The following is a 14,515-nucleotide window of genomic DNA, read 5'->3' as shown; positions in this document are numbered from 1 at the left end:
TGGTTTTGTGAGTTGACTGTTGAGGGTAATTAGCAGTGCTGTTTTTGCTAGGGACAGTAATAGTGCTGTGATTATTAAGGGCTTGGAGATAGATGCTACTAGGGGCGTCAACTCTCCGAGCCTTTTTGTTTTCTTTAAATTTTTTATTTTCAATTATTGAGCAATTTAATATTTTTGTGTGTGTTGTGAGAGTTTAAAAATTTTGTAAAGAATTTGCACCAAAATTGGTGCCTAAATGTTTTTTGTTATATGCTTATATCATAAATAAAGCTTAAATCTTAATTTTGAATTAATTGTTATTGCAGATTTTTTATAAAAGGGCGTATATATGGTTTCTGTGAATATTCGAGCACTACGTCGCTCAAAAAAATTAACTCAACAAGAGTTAGCTGAAGCATTAGGAGTATCTCGTAACAGCATTGTGCGATACGAAAATGGTACAAGTGCTATTTCAACTAGGCTAATAGATAAAATTTGTGATAAATTCAAGGTTTCTTTTTTTGATATCGTAAATGAAAAAGAATTATCTGCATCTGATAAATACGATTTGAACATGAAGATTGAAGTTTTAAAGGAGCGTGGCGCACTTTTACTAGCTCGTTTATATAAATACGAGGATAGTATGAATATACAATTTGATGATTCTTCTAATGCGTGGATTGCGATTAGTGATGATTTATCAGATGTAATTAATACAAAGATTTATACATCTACAAATTTTGAAGATATAAATCGTTATGTTGGATATTTAGATGGCATAGAACGTTTGCTTGAATACGTAAGTTGCAATAAAAATAGTTAACAATCGTATAGAAACAATATGGGTAAGTGTGATTTTGCTATGGTTATAGAAGATTTTAGCGAAGAGTATTTTACTCACTGTTTGTTAAGAAATTTACGTTCTTTACAAATGTATAAGCATGCAGATTTGCATCCTAGGGCGGTTTTACTAGGTGGTCAAAGTGGTGCTGGTAAAACTACCATTCACATAGTAAAACAAAAAGAATTTAGCGGTAACATAATAATCCTTGATGCTGATAGCTATAGGACTCAACACCCTCATTATTGCGAGTTACTTGATAAATACGGTAAAGAAAGTGTTAAATATACGAGTGCTTTTTCCGCAAAAATGGTGAGAAGCCTAATTGATGAGTTAAGTTCTAAAAAGTATAATCTCATAATTGAAGGTACTTTGCGCAGTGTTGAAGTGCCTAGCAGCACTGCAAAAATGTTGATAGATCGCGGTTACCGTGTTTCTCTTGCTGTTATTGCAACAAAACCTGAATTGTCGTGGCTCAGTACACTGATTAGCTACAGGGAAATGTATTTGGAAGATCCTAAAAGTGCTAGGGCAACTCCTAAGGATCATCACGACAATATTGTGAACAATATAGTAGATAACTTGTTGAAATTAGAAAAATCGAAAATATTTGACAGAATTCAGATTTACAAGCGAGACGAAAAATGCATATATGATTCTGATTCGTATAAAAATAGTCCAAATATTACAGCAGCTAGTGTTCTTAAGGAAGTGCTCTTTGGCAAGAAAACTATTGATGAGAAAAAGTTGATTTGCCACGCTAAGAATAGGTTGAAGGAATTAGACAAGTTGATAGATAAAAGTTTGTAGAATTTGCAGAGACTTGCATTAGCGCGTCTGATTTGCGCGAGTGGGTTATTTTGTAGTATTTTTGTTTCTTTTATCCCGTGTTTGTTTCCAAAATCGCCAAATACGTAAACAAACGTGGGCAAGTGTTCTTGCTTTTGTTTACCAGAACACTAAATACGTAAACAAACGTGGGCAAGTGTTCCCGAGTTTGTTTCCAAAACCGTCAAATACGTAAACAAACGCGGGAAAATCGCTCGCGCGTTACAGCGCGCTCACGTCTTCGCCGCGCGTAAAGTCCACTGGACTTTACGTTTGAGCGGCTCAGCGCTCCGAATTACCTTCGCGCGCTACGCTTTAAGCGCGAAGGAAGGTCGTCGCGCCCGCTTTTGTTTACCAAATGGGTCAAAAAGGGAACAAACACGGGGTAGTAGGTAGTCGGCAAAAAGTGTATCTAAAAATTCGAGTTTTCATTGAAATACCAAGAAAAACTCGGCGTAGTTAATAAAAAACGAGCACATTCACAATAAAAGTGAATATGCTCGTCTTTTTTTTTTAAGATAGTTTAAAATCACCAAAAATAAAGGTTAATAAACCACTGACTTAAGCATTTGGTCTTTTGCCGTGATTTGCTGCCTTTTTGCGGCGTGCCTTGCGCTTACGTCCACGCATACCCATAATAAACTCCTAACGATTAAAATGAACAACCTTAGGGATTATCGCACATTGCCAAGACGTTCAAGCTTTTGTCTTTCGCAAGATGTCCCATATCTGCAGCTATCACATATTCTCAATCAGAGGTGAAATCCTAAATTGGTTAACAACAGTTTCCTGTGGTGCTATCACAGTCAAGTCTGTTCCTGTGTTAAATGCATTCGCATACGCCGTCTGTGGTTCCACAGCAACTCCGCAAGGATGCTTGTCTGCAGGGAAACCAGTCGCAGTGCACACTTGGAATGATGTTACGCTTTTATCGCCTTTTACCGCTATTTGTAAGTCGTCAGCGCGCGTAAAAATCGCAGTAGCCCACTCATCGTCATCCCTAATTAAATCAGTCCAAGCATCATCAAATGGCTGATTAACTAAAAATGGATTATCGCGTAAATCAAATCGCGTTCCGTCCACGCTTTCTGTACCAACTGGGATTAAACTTTCATTTGCGCGCACATGCGTTTTTGCAGGAAGCTTAAGCTTGCACTTAGAGTTTAGTTGATCAATCTCGTCTCCATGCCCTTGTAATCCGTTGCACAGCCAAGGGTGCATTGCGGCAGCCCATGGAGCATCATCATTGCCATGATTGGTTGTATTTAACGTTAAATGAATCCCATAATCGTCAAGCTCCCAAGTGGCTATGGTAACAATGTCAAAAGGATATCCTTCTATATTTGGTGATCGCCATAAAAGACTCACACTTGATTGTGTAACGCTTAAAGTTTGCCAGTATGAGCGGTATCCGTAGCCGTGCAAAGCTGTGTCTCTATCTCGCTCATCGATAGGCAGAGTATAAGACGCGTTTTGGAACTTGTAAGACGCTTTATTTACACGATTTGGGAAAGGAATCAGTATTTGTCCATTGTAGCAAGGCGGTAACTCGTCAGCCTCAAATGGCACAACAATATCACTATTTCTCCAAGTAAAATTGCGTAGTGCAGCTCCAAGTTGTGTTATTGTAGCCTTGTAATCTTTGTGGCAAATCGTGTATTGGTTACCTGTTCTCGGTGGTAGCGAATACGATTTCATAAATCACCCCTATGTGAAAACGTTTTAATACTTCTAATACAATATAATACTTCTAATATAAATTGTATTACTTAAGCTAATATATCTGCCACGGTTGCATTAAGCAAGCTAACTAAATCGTTTGGGTTTAGAACAACATCAAGACCGCGTTTGCCTCCAGAAACAAGAATCTCATCAAAGTGCATAACACTAGCATCCAGAACGGTTTCGTGATGAGTACGCTGTCCAAATGGGCTGATTCCACCAACCACGTAGCCGCTTTCGCGTTGAGCTACATCTGGGCTTGTCATACTGGCTTTTTTGGCGTGTACCGCGCTAGCAATCGCCTTCATGCTTAATCTACCGTTTACTGGTACAATCCCAACTACGCGTTTTTCCCCAGTGTCTACCATAAGTGTTTTGCACACTTGTTCAGCATTTACGCCTAATTTTTGCGCTGCTTCCATGCCATACCCGTCATCCATGTGATCTGCATCGTGCTCATAGTCAACAACGCGGAACGTAATTCCAGCGTTTTCTAACTGTGCGATTGCTGGCGTTGCTTTGCCTGTTGTAGCATGTTTTTTGCTCATTTTTACCCCCAGTGTGCAAAATGCTTTGCGAAAACCCCCTGCGATGAGTCACCGCAAGGGGTTTATAGCTTTATTTTAGCTTTATTAGCTTTACAGTGTTTCGCTAACTTTACTCAGCAATCTCAGCGAAGTAAAGCAAGGTGCGAATCATGTTAGCAGTAAAGCCGTACTCGTTGTCGTAGAAGGTAACGGTACGAGCCAAGGTAACGCCGTCAACAGTGTTAACATCGGTCTGAGTTGGATCGAAAACGCCACCGTGGGTGTCGCCGATGATATCGGAAGACACGATGCTGTCAGCATTGTAACCGAAGTACTCGCAGTTTTCGAAAGCCTTCTTGAAAGCGTCGTTAATTTCTTCAGTGGTTGCTGGCTTCTCGAGAACAGTGGTCAACTCGGTAACAGATCCATCTGGAACCTGAATACGCTGAGCATGACCCTGAAGCTTGCCGTTAACTTCTGGAACAACCTTACCGATTGCCTTAGCAGCACCAGTGGAGTGCTCGATGGTGTTGCAAGCTGCAGAACGGTTGTTGCGTGGCTTGGAGCCGCGTGGGCCGTCGAGAATCATCTGGGTGCCAGTGTAAGCGTGGATTGTGGTCATGAAGCCAGACTTAATGCCCCAGTTATCCTGCAAAAGCTTAACCATTGCAGCCATGGAGTTGGTGGTGCAAGAGCCAGCGGACACAATGTTGTCGGTTGGCTTTAAGATCTCTTGGTTCACACCAAACACAACGGTTGGGGTGGTTTCGTCTTTAGCAGGAGCAGAGATAAGAACCTTCTTAGCTCCAGCGTTCAAGTGAGCCTGGGACTTTTCTGCAGAAGTGTAGAAACCAGTGCATTCGAGCACGAACTCAACGCCATCGTTCTTAACCCATGGAATATTGTTTGCGTCTTTTTCAGCGTAAACCTTGTAAGTCTTACCATCTACGACGATTGCGTCTTCGGTGGAGGTAACCTCAACTGGGGTGCCGTCGTCGTGGCGGAAAGTGCCATGAGTGCTGTCGTACTTAAGCAAGTAAGCAAGCATCGAAGGAGTGGTCAGATCGTTGATGGCTGCGACTTCGATATCGCCAGCTTGACCGCCACGAGCCTGAAGCTCAAAAATACGACGGAATGCCAAACGGCCGATACGTCCAAAGCCGTTAATACCAATCTTGACTGTCATATGGGATCTCCCTTGAGTGAAACCTTAACGCATAGTTCTAGCGATTTTTCGCGATTTTTAACAATACGTTTTGGTCTTCGTTATTTAAACTAACACGTTCATTTTAATGTGCGGTATGTACGACGCATTGCGAGGCATTTTTGCTCTCTACACCGCAAATTTGCGATTATTTAGGCTATTTTGATGGCACAGCGAGAGCATCCGAGATGTTAGTGTTTATATCACCTAAATCTCCAACTGGTCGCTTAAACCAGCTGACTTGAGGCAGTGGAGCGTCTATAGGGAAGGTGATTACAAGCGTTCCTTCGTGAACGTCGATATGTGCAGGAGTATCGTTTAGTAACTCGTTGCTTAAGCCTTGAACGGCATCACCATACATAGTTGCGTGCTGAAGCTGATATTTAAGACCAGCCTCGTTTACATCGCTAGAAACAGGTGTGTGAGAAAACACAGACACCATGCGACCTTCGGGACCATTGGATGCAGGAAAGTCGAGAGAACCGTTGTGAATTGCGGTAACAATCGTGCCGTCTCCATACAAAAATCCTATTCCACCCCTAACTGCAAGGCGAACCATAAGCTGAATGTTTGAAATAGTGTGATCAACGCGACCACCTAAGCCGCCAAAAATATGGAATTCTCTAGAACCTTTAGCCCAGCCAACTTTAAGAGCAGAAAGCAAATCTGGATCATCTTTTTCGGCGGGAAGTCGCGTAATTGCAGCGTCTGTTGGAAGCTTTAAGCGCACAGAATCAAAGTCACCGATTAGAGCATCAACATGCAAGCCGAGTCTGCACGCATGATCCCAGCCACCATCTGCCGCAATAGTTAAAGCGCGATCAGGAACGTGCTCGCGCGTATGGTCGTAATAATCTCCAGCTGCTAAAACAACGCAGCGCTTTAAAGGCTCCATAGTCACATAATATCGCGCGCGTGGAATTGCGTTTATTTTGCGTGTTTTGCTGCGATTTGTTTAGTATTTTTGAGCACGGTTGATTATTGTCATTGATTATTGTCAAGGCTCCAAGTAGAATGGACGTTTGGCTTGAGTAATCAAGAAAGTGGTATATCCCACCTGGAAGCCCAAAGTGGTTTCGGGTTCATGACTTCGGTCACGTGGCATTTATTTATTGCTACAAAGCCGCACGACTATGAATTTAGGTTGCGTGCTTATTTTGATTGATGTGTGAACTTGAATTTATCTTTGCCTTTTGGTGTGCTGTTCCACTGTTTTAACAAGGATTGGAGTCATCATTAGCGACGAACCACGCATTAACGAAGAGATTCGCGTCTCCCAGGTACGCCTTATCGGTCCGAAAGGCGAGCAAGTGGGGGTCATCGCGACCTCGGTAGCGTTGAACCTGGCAAAGGAAGCGAACCTCGATCTCGTCGAGGTGGCACCTACTGCTAAGCCTCCTGTAGCCAAGCTTATTGACTACGGTAAGTACAAGTACAACGAGAAGATTAAGGCTCGTGAAGCGCGTCGTAATCAAAGCACAGCTGAGATTAAGGAAATTCGTTTCCGACTCAAGATTGATGATCATGATTTCGACGTTAAGAAGGGTCATGTTCTTCGATTCCTAAATGGCGGCGATAAAGTTAAAGTCACCATTATGCTTCGTGGTCGCGAGCAATCGCGTCCTATCGGCGGAGTTGAGTTATTGCGTAGGCTCGCAGATGAGGTTTCCGAAAGTGGAACTATTGAGTTTGCCCCTAAGCAGGAGGGTCGTAACATAATAATGACTCTCGCTCCTAAGGGCAAGAAGATTCATACTCAGTCTGAGCAGCGTCGTAGAGGCGCTGAATCGCGCGCAGAACGTCAGGCTCGCCAGGCAGCGCGTCTTGCAGCAAAGCAAGGAACTCAGGATGCGGCAGCAGTCGCAGCACAAGCTTCTGTAGAATCTGATCAGAATCATAAGGAGGGCAGCAATGCCGAAGATGAAAACTAATTCCGCAGCGTCCAAGCGCGTTCGCCTTACCGGCACTGGTAAGGTAATGCACGATGGTAGCGCAATGCGCCACAACTTGGAGCATAAGTCTGCTCGCAAGCGTCGTGCTTTGTCTGCAGATAAAGTTTTGGCTACAGCACAGAGCAAGAATCTCAAGGGTTTGCTGGCTAAGTAAGTTGCAGTAAAGCGAAGACGCAATTAAAGATTTTTTAAGAAAGCTGAGGAATACTTATGGCACGAGTAAAGCGCGCAGTTAATGCTCACAAGAAGCGTCGCGTTGTTCTTGATAGGGCTTCGGGTTATCGCGGTCAGCGTTCCCGTCTTTATCGTAAGGCAAAGGAACAGCTGCTTCACTCATTTACTTACAACTTCCGCGACCGCAAGGCTCGCAAGGGCGACTTCCGCAAGTTGTGGATTCAGCGTATTAACGCTGCAGTTCGCGCAGAAGGAATCACCTACAATCGCTTCATCCAGGGCTTGCGTTTGGCTGGCATCGAATTGGATCGCCGCGCTTTGGCTGAGCTCGCTGTTAGCGACGTTGAAACCTTCAAGGCAATCGTTGAAGCTGCTAAGGCTGCTTTGCCAGCTGATGTGAATGCTCCAGTAGAAGCCTGATTTAGTTTGATTTAGCCTGTTCGGTCTGATTATTCTAACTAAACTGACTAGTCAGACTAAATAGAATAGACTAAATAGATTAAATTAAATAGATTAAACTAAATAGATAGTTTAGCTAGGTTTTTATCTTAAACCCGCCCATTGTGGCGGGTTTTTGTATAAGCATTTTGCATACGTATTAGGTATGTTGCGTTTTATACATAACGGGCAATAGTATAAGCATTGAGCAAAAACCAGCGCTTTGCTAGAGCGAAACATATCAGGTGACGTGCTGAAAAGTCGCCAGCAACCGTCGATTGGCAAGGGTTTGCGCCTAATAAAAAATAATAAAAATAAAAAATAAAAAAATAAAAAGCTCGATAAAGAGAAGAATCGCCAATAGGAGTGATTATGAACACCACTAATCATGATGAAAACAAAGCCGTAATCACCGTAGTAGGCAAAGATGCCGTAGGAATCATAGCCAAAGTAACATCACATTTAGCAAGCCGCAAAGCGAATATCCTAGACATATCTCAAACAATCGTCAATGGCTTTTTTAACATGATGATGATTGTAGACGTAAATGAAATAAGCGTAGAATTTGGCGAATTAGCGGAAGAACTAGCAAAACTAGGCGAAGAAATCGGCGTTCGCATACACTGCCAGCGCGCGGAAATTTTTACAAACATGCACAGAATCTAGGGATTAGTAGGAGAAACCCATGCTAAACATTATGGAAGTGAGCGAAACAAACTCAATGATCGAGCAAGAAAAACTCGACGTTAGAACCATAACAATGGGAATAAACCTTCTAGACTGTGCAGACGCAAGCGTGCAAAAAGTGTGCGAAAACGTGTACAACAAAATTACGCGCATTGCAAAAAACTTAGTCAGCACGGGCTGCGCGATTGAACGCGACTACGGAATTCCTATTGTGAACAAGCGAATAACCGTAACACCAATAAGCCTAGTTGGAGCTTCTGCGTGCAAAAGCCCAGACGATTTTGTGCAAATTGCGCACGCGCTAGACAAAGCAGCAAAAAAAGTTGGAGTGGATCTGATTGGCGGCTACTCTGCGTTGCCTGCAAAATCCATGACTGATGCCGACCGCATGCTTATAGAGTCTCTGCCAAAAGCCTTGAGCGAGACAGATATTGTGTGCTCAAGCGCAAACGTGGGGTCCACACGCACTGGAATTGACATGGATTGCGTGGAGCTACTTGGGCGAGTAATCAAACAAATTGCACAGGCGACTGCAGACCGAGACTCCTACGGATGCGTGAAGTTCGTGGCATTCTGCAATGCCCCAGACGATAATCCGTTTATGGCAGGCGGATTCCACGGCGTAACAGAAGGAGACGCTGTGATAAACGTTGGCGTATCTGGACCAGGCGTGGTTTCGCGCGCGCTAGATGAGGCACGTGGGAAGGATTTTGCGTTCTTGTGCGAAACGATTAAGCGCACGGCTTTTAAGATTACGCGAGTAGGCCAGTTGGTTGCGCAAGAGGCATCTAGAAGGCTAGGCGTGCCGTTTGGCATAATCGATTTGTCGCTTGCGCCAACACCAGCCGTGGGAGACTCCGTAGGCGAAGTCTTAGAAAAAATCGGACTTTCTACTGTTGGCGCTCCCGGCACGACAGCCGCTCTTGCAATGCTTAATGATCAAGTTAAAAAAGGCGGAATAATGGCTAGCAGCTACGTTGGTGGGCTTTCTGGCGCGTTTATACCTGTTTCGGAAGACGCAAACATGATTGCTGCGGCAAAGTCAGGCTGCCTTAGAATAGAAAAGCTAGAAGCAATGACGTGTGTATGCTCTGTAGGCTTAGACATGATTGCAATTCCTGGAAGCACAACAGCTGCAACAATATCTGGAATGATAGCTGATGAGGCAGCAATAGGCATGATAAATCAAAAAACAACTGCTGTGCGCATAATCCCTGTGGAAGGAAAAAGCGTTGGGCAAATGGCCAATTTTGGCGGTTTAATGGGGTATGCTCCGATTATGCCAGTAAACACCGAAAGCTGCGAGGAATTCGTTTCGCGCGGTGGGCGAATTCCAGCGCCTGTGCATAGCTTTAAGAATTAGAGTTATGGCGTCTAAAAGTGACGGCGTCTAAAATTGTGTGAATATCTGTGAATATTTATGAATATTTATGAAAGGGTTTCTATGATAGAAAAAACTACTCCGTTAAGCAACGAAAATCTCGCTAACGCGCTTAAAAAAATAGGCGAAAGTCAAAATCGTGTTGCTGTAGTAGGTTCCATGAACGCAGATTACACAATAGTTGCCGACCGTCTTCCAAATCCTGGAGAAACTGTAAACGGAAGTGATTTGCGAGTACTACCAGGAGGAAAATCTGGTAATCAAGCCGTTTCTGCAGCAAAAATCGGCGCGAATGTGCAAATGTTTGGTGCTGTAGGCAGCGACGAAAACGCAGAATTCCTTCTTAACACGCTAGAATCTGCAGGTGTAGACACGTCTAAAATTTTGCACGTAGAAGGCATAAAAAGTGGCGCAACAGTAATAACAGTAGATGCAAAAGCTGGCGAAAACACAATCGTCTATGCTCCAGGATCCAATGCAAAAGTAAGTGTGGAATATATCAGTCAAGAAGATGTTAAGAAGGCTATTAGCAGTGCAAGCGTTTTAGGATTATGCCTTGAAAGCCCAATGGAAACTGTAACGGAGGCTGCAAAAATTGCGCACACAGCTGGTGTAAAAGTTTTACTTAATAATTCGCCGTTTGTAAACACGCTTCCAAGTGATCTGATTGAAAACGCAAGCATACTGCTTGTAAACGAGCATGAAATGGCGCAATTGCTTAAAATTCACGAGCCAGAAGATGGCAATTGGGATGATTTTGACTGGTTTGATGCGGCGCGCATTATGCACGAGTATGGTTTCGACGAGGCAGTTGTGACTCTTGGTGCAGAAGGCTCTGTTGTTTTAGATTACAATGCGGAAGATGGTAAAAAGGCTGTTCGCATATGCCCGCAAAAAGTTTCTGCAGTAGATACCACGGGATGCGGTGACGCATTTATGGGAACCGTTTTGGCAGGACTTGCAGCTGGATTTAGTCTAGCTCAAAGTGCACAAGTGGCAACATATGTTTCTGCGTACGCAGCAACAGGATTTGGAGCGCAATCGTCTTACGGCAGCGCGCAACAGGTGGTTCGTGCGTTTGAGTAGTGGCGCTGTATGCTGATAGACTAGGTTAGTATGCGTTTTTACCGATTTTGCAAATGGGAAGGCAGATATGTCAACAATTCTTGAAGGCACTCCAAAAAAGCAAATGATGCTAGTAACGGGTAGAGCATATCCGCAACTTGCGGAAGAAACTGCCAAATACCTTGGAATAGACGTTCTAGAAACAACTGCCTACGATTTTGCAAACGGAGAAATGTATGTGCGCTTTACGCAGCCAGTTCGAGGTGCAGACGTTTTTGTTTTGCAAGCGCACACCGATCCAATCAACAATTGGATTATGGAACAGCTGCTTATGGTTGACTCTTTAAGGCGAGCATCCGCTAGAAGCATAAACGTTGTAGCACCTTTCTTTGGGTATTCGCGTCAAGATAAAAAGCATCAAGGTCGTGAGCCAATTACAGCGCGACTTATGTTTGACTTATTCCGTTCCGCTGGAGCTACTCGTATTTTGACTGTAGACATGCACGCGGCTCAAGAGCAGGGATTCTTCGACGGACCTGTAGACCACTTAACAGCAATGCCAGTGTTGATTGATTACGTTCGCAACACTATGAGCCTAGAAAACACTACGATTGTTTCCCCAGACGCTGGGCGAATCAAAGTTTCGGAGCAGTGGGCTGCAAAGCTGGGCGGATTGCCGTTAGCTTTTATTCACAAAACGCGAGATACAACAAGGCCAAATCACGCGGAAGCGCACGGAATTATTGGCGATATTCAAGGCAGAGATTGCATTGTTGTAGACGATATGATTGACACGGCTGGTACGATTTGTGAAGCTGTGCGCACGCTTAGAGGAGCAGGCGCGAAGTCTGTTACTTTGGTGGCAACTCATGCGCTTCTTTCGGGACCTGCAGTAGAGCGACTTAAAGGTTGCGGCGCTCGCGAAATCATTTTGACAGACACTGTTCCTGTTCCAGAAGAAAAGCGCTTAGAGAATATGACGGTTCTTTCGATTGCGCCTCTTCTTGCTGCTGGAATTAGGTCCGTGTTCAGGTCTGGATCGCTTGTTTCGCTTAGAAACGCACTTCCGGAAGACATGAAGCATAGAAATATTTACGCTCATTAAGGTTGTTGATTAACTGCGCGGTGGTGAGTCGCCAGCATGATGTAGACTTAGTAGGTTGTTCGTAAAATTAAATATGCAGAAAATTATGCAAAAAATGTTGCGTAATATTGCGTAGTAACTTAATTTGCGAACGATTTGCAAACACACTCCTGCTGTGGAAATGCCACAGCCGAATAGTCCGAAGGAGGTGGGTGATGTCTGCACATAAGTATGAACTGATGTTCATTGCCGATCCAGAGCTTGATGAGCGCGGTCTTAAGAAGTTGACCGAGCAGTATCTTGAGCTTGTCACCAAAGAGGGCGGTTCCGTTGACGGTACCGACTACTGGGGTCGTCGTAAGCTTGCCTATGAGATTGATGGCAAGACTGAAGGCAACTACGTTGTAGTGAATTACACTGCTGAGCCAGCTCTTAGCGATGAGCTTGACCGTGTCTTGAATCTTAACGAGTCTGTAGTCCGCACGAAGATTCTTCGCAAGGACGCAAAGTAAAGTCAAAATAAAGTTGGATTTTTGTTCTAAAATCTCAAAGTAAGAAAAGTCTTAAAGTAGGGAATGAGGCTGCAATGGCTGGAGAAACTGTTATAACGGTGATTGGAAATTTGGCTAAAGAGCCAGAAACTGCCACCAGTTCTAACGGCAGTGTTAGAACTTCTTTCACAATTGTGTCTAATTCTTCGACTTTTGACAGAAGAACAAATAGCTACATCAATGGCACACCATTATCGCTTAGATGTGTTGCATGGGGAGACTTAGCTGAGCATTGCGCACAAACCCTTGCAAAAGGAATGCGCGTTATTGTTCAAGGTAGGTTGCGTGCAAACAACTACGTTGATAAAAACAGCAACGAGAAGCGATACAGCATCGATTTGATGGTTGACGAAATTGGACCATCCCTGCGATTTGCTACCGCTCAAGTTAATCGTTTGAGCTCTAGAGGCGGTTTTGCGGGGAACAATGGTGGATTCAATCAAGGATCAGACTTTGGTGGATATGCTGGTGGCGCTAATGCTAACGCTGCTGCTGGCGGATACACTGGAGGATATGCTGGAGGCGCGAATTATGCAAATAATGCGGCATCTGCTGCTGGCATTAATTCTGGTTCTCCTATGCAGAATGCTTCTAATCAGGGTGTGAACGTTGAAGATCCGTGGAGCGCTTCGGCTCCTTCAAACGACGGGTTTGCTACGTTTGGAGCTACTTCCGATTTTGGAGGAGCAGACGAAGAACCAGAATTCTAGTTTTTACTAGTTTACTAGTTTACTAGGCGAGATAATGGCGGTTAATCCGCGGTTGCTTGCGACTATCTGGTTAGGCGTTTGCCAGTCTAATCTAAAATATAATTTAGAATTTGATTTAAAATCTAACTAAAAATTGACTTTTATAAACTTAAAAACATCAGTTTAGCGTATAAACAAAAATAAACGTTTATAACGCATTTAAGAGAGGACATCCTATGTCACGTAAGAGGCCGCAACCACCGGTCAAGCCTTTCAAAAAGAAGCCAAATCCTTTGAAGGCTGCCAAGATTACTGAAATTGATTACAAGGACGTTGCTTTGCTGCGCAAGTTCGTTTCGGACCGCGGCAAGATTCGTTCCCGTCGTATTACTGGTGTAACCGTACAGGAACAGCGCAAGATCGCGAAGGCAGTTAAGAACGCTCGCGAAATGGCTTTGCTCCCATACGCCACCACTGGTCGCTGATTGAGAGGATAAGAACATGGCAGAAACCAAGGTTATTCTCACCAAGACCGTTGCAAACTTGGGTCACTCTGGTGACGTTATTACTGTTAAGGCTGGTTACGCACGTAACTACTTGATTCCACAAGGCTTAGCTTTTGCATGGAATAAGGGTGCTGCTTCCCAGATTGAAGCAATGCGCCGCGCTCGCTTGGCTAAGGCTGTTGCCACTCGTGAAGAGGCTGTTGCAGCTAAGGCAGCAATCGAAGGCACTGTTGTGGAAATCGCTGCTAAGGTTAGCGAATCTGGCAAGCTCTTCGGTGGTGTTTCCGCCGATAAGATTGCTGCTGCTTTGGCTCCAAAGGCCGCTGTTGAAGCACGCGCTATTAGCGTTGCTGCAATCAAGACCACTGGCGAATTCCCAGCAACTGTGGCTCTTCACCCAGAAATCACTGCTTCCTTTACTGTTAAGGTTGTAGCTGAGTAGTTAAACGTGTTCCAGCTTCCCACGCGAGTGTTGCGAGTTTTGTAGGATTTGCGCTGTATTTGCGTTGGGAAGCAATCCATTTGGATTGATCTTAAGCATTGGCTCTGTGTGAGTTGTGGCGAGTTTTACTTGCTGCGACTCACACGGAGCTTTTTTATTACGAATCGACTTGCATGGGCGCTTTGCGCAAGATTTGTTACATATGTCTTTCGCGTGAGACATATGTAACGATTTTTGACTGATTTTCGTTATATTTGCATCATTGATGAGGCATTTGTAACATTTTTTAGCTTAAATTCGTTATATTTGTCTCGCTCGTGATGCAAATATAACGCAGGTGATTTTCTTATTTGGTGTTGCGCGGTTTTCCTGTTTGGTGTTGCGCGAAGTTTGAGTATTTCTCTCCTCGCAGGCGCGCCAACCTGCCAGAGCGCTTAAAGCGTAG

At 44.1% G+C, this 14,515-nt stretch carries 18 protein-coding genes; 13 read left to right on the top strand and 5 right to left on the bottom strand.

The genetic code is table 11. The features are described 5' to 3' along the window. Window positions 1-328 precede the first annotated feature (328 nt). A complete protein-coding gene (locus ACJV45_RS06120) occupies window positions 329-802 on the top strand; it encodes a helix-turn-helix transcriptional regulator (protein ID WP_004125429.1) in 474 nt (157 codons plus the stop codon). Window positions 803-820: 18 nt separating this feature from the next. Further along, on the top strand, window positions 821-1,630 hold the full coding sequence (locus tag ACJV45_RS06115) for a zeta toxin family protein (protein WP_419397889.1): 810 nt from the start codon (window positions 821-823) through the stop codon (window positions 1,628-1,630). 579 nt (window positions 1,631-2,209) lie between these two features. On the opposite strand, the gene ACJV45_RS06110 is transcribed toward ACJV45_RS06115, so the two are convergent. The 5 genes from ACJV45_RS06110 to ACJV45_RS06090 all read right to left on the bottom strand — a co-directional run bounded on the left by ACJV45_RS06110 (window position 2,210) and on the right by ACJV45_RS06090 (window position 5,996). Further along, window positions 2,210-2,284, bottom strand: a complete 75-nt coding sequence (locus tag ACJV45_RS06110; RefSeq protein ID WP_369803150.1) for a 50S ribosomal protein bL37 — start codon at window positions 2,282-2,284, stop codon at window positions 2,210-2,212. 102 nt (window positions 2,285-2,386) lie between these two features. Next, complete coding sequence (locus tag ACJV45_RS06105) at window positions 2,387-3,346, bottom strand: aldose 1-epimerase family protein (RefSeq protein ID WP_419397888.1); 960 nt, start codon at window positions 3,344-3,346, stop codon at window positions 2,387-2,389. A gap of 71 nt (window positions 3,347-3,417) precedes the next feature. Beyond that, window positions 3,418-3,918, bottom strand: a complete 501-nt coding sequence (gene ybaK / locus ACJV45_RS06100) for a Cys-tRNA(Pro) deacylase (RefSeq protein WP_004121214.1) — start codon at window positions 3,916-3,918, stop codon at window positions 3,418-3,420. Window positions 3,919-4,027: 109 nt separating this feature from the next. Continuing rightward, a complete protein-coding gene (gap, locus tag ACJV45_RS06095; RefSeq protein WP_019261508.1) occupies window positions 4,028-5,083 on the bottom strand; it encodes a type I glyceraldehyde-3-phosphate dehydrogenase in 1,056 nt (351 codons plus the stop codon). Window positions 5,084-5,258: 175 nt separating this feature from the next. Then, window positions 5,259-5,996 (bottom strand): thiamine diphosphokinase, encoded by a 738-nt coding sequence (locus ACJV45_RS06090; protein ID WP_004117283.1) that lies wholly within the window; start codon window positions 5,994-5,996, stop codon window positions 5,259-5,261. 301 nt (window positions 5,997-6,297) lie between these two features. Between ACJV45_RS06090 and infC the strand changes: the two genes are divergently transcribed. From infC to rplI, 11 genes are all read left to right on the top strand, one after another. Then, window positions 6,298-7,032: a translation initiation factor IF-3 gene (gene infC, locus ACJV45_RS06085; RefSeq protein ID WP_013399724.1), complete on the top strand. Its 735-nt coding sequence runs from the start codon at window positions 6,298-6,300 to the stop codon at window positions 7,030-7,032. After that, entirely contained in the window at window positions 7,013-7,207 is a 195-nt protein-coding gene (gene rpmI, locus ACJV45_RS06080) for a 50S ribosomal protein L35 (protein ID WP_004112988.1), read from the top strand. Before infC ends, rpmI begins: the two co-directional genes overlap by 20 nt. Before the next feature lie 56 nt (window positions 7,208-7,263). Further along, window positions 7,264-7,647, top strand: coding sequence for a 50S ribosomal protein L20 (gene rplT / locus ACJV45_RS06075; protein ID WP_004114536.1), 384 nt, complete (start codon window positions 7,264-7,266; stop codon window positions 7,645-7,647). 390 nt (window positions 7,648-8,037) lie between these two features. Next, window positions 8,038-8,331 (top strand): ACT domain-containing protein, encoded by a 294-nt coding sequence (locus ACJV45_RS06070; RefSeq protein WP_004112985.1) that lies wholly within the window; start codon window positions 8,038-8,040, stop codon window positions 8,329-8,331. Between the two features lie 19 nt (window positions 8,332-8,350). Continuing rightward, window positions 8,351-9,715 carry a PFL family protein gene (locus ACJV45_RS06065; RefSeq protein ID WP_020761516.1) on the top strand — a complete coding sequence of 455 codons (1,365 nt, stop codon included), beginning with the start codon at window positions 8,351-8,353 and terminating at the stop codon, window positions 9,713-9,715. An 81-nt stretch (window positions 9,716-9,796) separates the two neighbouring features. Further along, window positions 9,797-10,819 (top strand): ribokinase, encoded by a 1,023-nt coding sequence (locus ACJV45_RS06060; protein WP_419397887.1) that lies wholly within the window; start codon window positions 9,797-9,799, stop codon window positions 10,817-10,819. A gap of 67 nt (window positions 10,820-10,886) precedes the next feature. Beyond that, complete coding sequence (locus ACJV45_RS06055; protein WP_004121184.1) at window positions 10,887-11,903, top strand: ribose-phosphate diphosphokinase; 1,017 nt, start codon at window positions 10,887-10,889, stop codon at window positions 11,901-11,903. A 194-nt stretch (window positions 11,904-12,097) separates the two neighbouring features. Further along, on the top strand, window positions 12,098-12,394 hold the full coding sequence (gene rpsF, locus ACJV45_RS06050) for a 30S ribosomal protein S6 (RefSeq protein WP_004112977.1): 297 nt from the start codon (window positions 12,098-12,100) through the stop codon (window positions 12,392-12,394). 74 nt (window positions 12,395-12,468) lie between these two features. Then, a complete protein-coding gene (gene ssb, locus ACJV45_RS06045; protein WP_019261511.1) occupies window positions 12,469-13,143 on the top strand; it encodes a single-stranded DNA-binding protein in 675 nt (224 codons plus the stop codon). A gap of 215 nt (window positions 13,144-13,358) precedes the next feature. Further along, window positions 13,359-13,607 carry a 30S ribosomal protein S18 gene (gene rpsR, locus ACJV45_RS06040; RefSeq protein ID WP_004105399.1) on the top strand — a complete coding sequence of 83 codons (249 nt, stop codon included), beginning with the start codon at window positions 13,359-13,361 and terminating at the stop codon, window positions 13,605-13,607. A 16-nt stretch (window positions 13,608-13,623) separates the two neighbouring features. Beyond that, on the top strand, window positions 13,624-14,070 hold the full coding sequence (gene rplI / locus ACJV45_RS06035) for a 50S ribosomal protein L9 (protein ID WP_004121179.1): 447 nt from the start codon (window positions 13,624-13,626) through the stop codon (window positions 14,068-14,070). The last annotated feature ends 445 nt before the right edge of the window (window positions 14,071-14,515 follow it).

Source organism: Gardnerella lacydonensis (genome assembly GCF_048545055.1).
Classification (GTDB): Bacteria; Actinomycetota; Actinomycetes; order Actinomycetales; family Bifidobacteriaceae; genus Bifidobacterium; species Bifidobacterium vaginale_C.
The sequence above is the reverse complement of the archived record's forward strand: the minus strand, read 5'-3'. Positions and strand labels throughout refer to the sequence as shown.

Coding starts and splice junctions, on each gene's coding strand:
- ACJV45_RS06120 (WP_004125429.1), top strand. CDS start 329: ATGGTTTCTGTGAATATTCGAGCACTACGTCGCTCAAAAAAATTAACT.
- ACJV45_RS06115 (WP_419397889.1), top strand. CDS start 821: ATGGGTAAGTGTGATTTTGCTATGGTTATAGAAGATTTTAGCGAAGAG.
- ACJV45_RS06105 (WP_419397888.1), bottom strand. CDS start 3,346: ATGAAATCGTATTCGCTACCACCGAGAACAGGTAACCAATACACGATT.
- ybaK (WP_004121214.1), bottom strand. CDS start 3,918: ATGAGCAAAAAACATGCTACAACAGGCAAAGCAACGCCAGCAATCGCA.
- gap (WP_019261508.1), bottom strand. CDS start 5,083: ATGACAGTCAAGATTGGTATTAACGGCTTTGGACGTATCGGCCGTTTG.
- ACJV45_RS06090 (WP_004117283.1), bottom strand. CDS start 5,996: ATGGAGCCTTTAAAGCGCTGCGTTGTTTTAGCAGCTGGAGATTATTAC.
- rpmI (WP_004112988.1), top strand. CDS start 7,013: ATGCCGAAGATGAAAACTAATTCCGCAGCGTCCAAGCGCGTTCGCCTT.
- rplT (WP_004114536.1), top strand. CDS start 7,264: ATGGCACGAGTAAAGCGCGCAGTTAATGCTCACAAGAAGCGTCGCGTT.
- ACJV45_RS06070 (WP_004112985.1), top strand. CDS start 8,038: ATGAACACCACTAATCATGATGAAAACAAAGCCGTAATCACCGTAGTA.
- ACJV45_RS06065 (WP_020761516.1), top strand. CDS start 8,351: ATGCTAAACATTATGGAAGTGAGCGAAACAAACTCAATGATCGAGCAA.
- ACJV45_RS06060 (WP_419397887.1), top strand. CDS start 9,797: ATGATAGAAAAAACTACTCCGTTAAGCAACGAAAATCTCGCTAACGCG.
- ACJV45_RS06055 (WP_004121184.1), top strand. CDS start 10,887: ATGTCAACAATTCTTGAAGGCACTCCAAAAAAGCAAATGATGCTAGTA.
- rpsF (WP_004112977.1), top strand. CDS start 12,098: ATGTCTGCACATAAGTATGAACTGATGTTCATTGCCGATCCAGAGCTT.
- ssb (WP_019261511.1), top strand. CDS start 12,469: ATGGCTGGAGAAACTGTTATAACGGTGATTGGAAATTTGGCTAAAGAG.
- rpsR (WP_004105399.1), top strand. CDS start 13,359: ATGTCACGTAAGAGGCCGCAACCACCGGTCAAGCCTTTCAAAAAGAAG.
- rplI (WP_004121179.1), top strand. CDS start 13,624: ATGGCAGAAACCAAGGTTATTCTCACCAAGACCGTTGCAAACTTGGGT.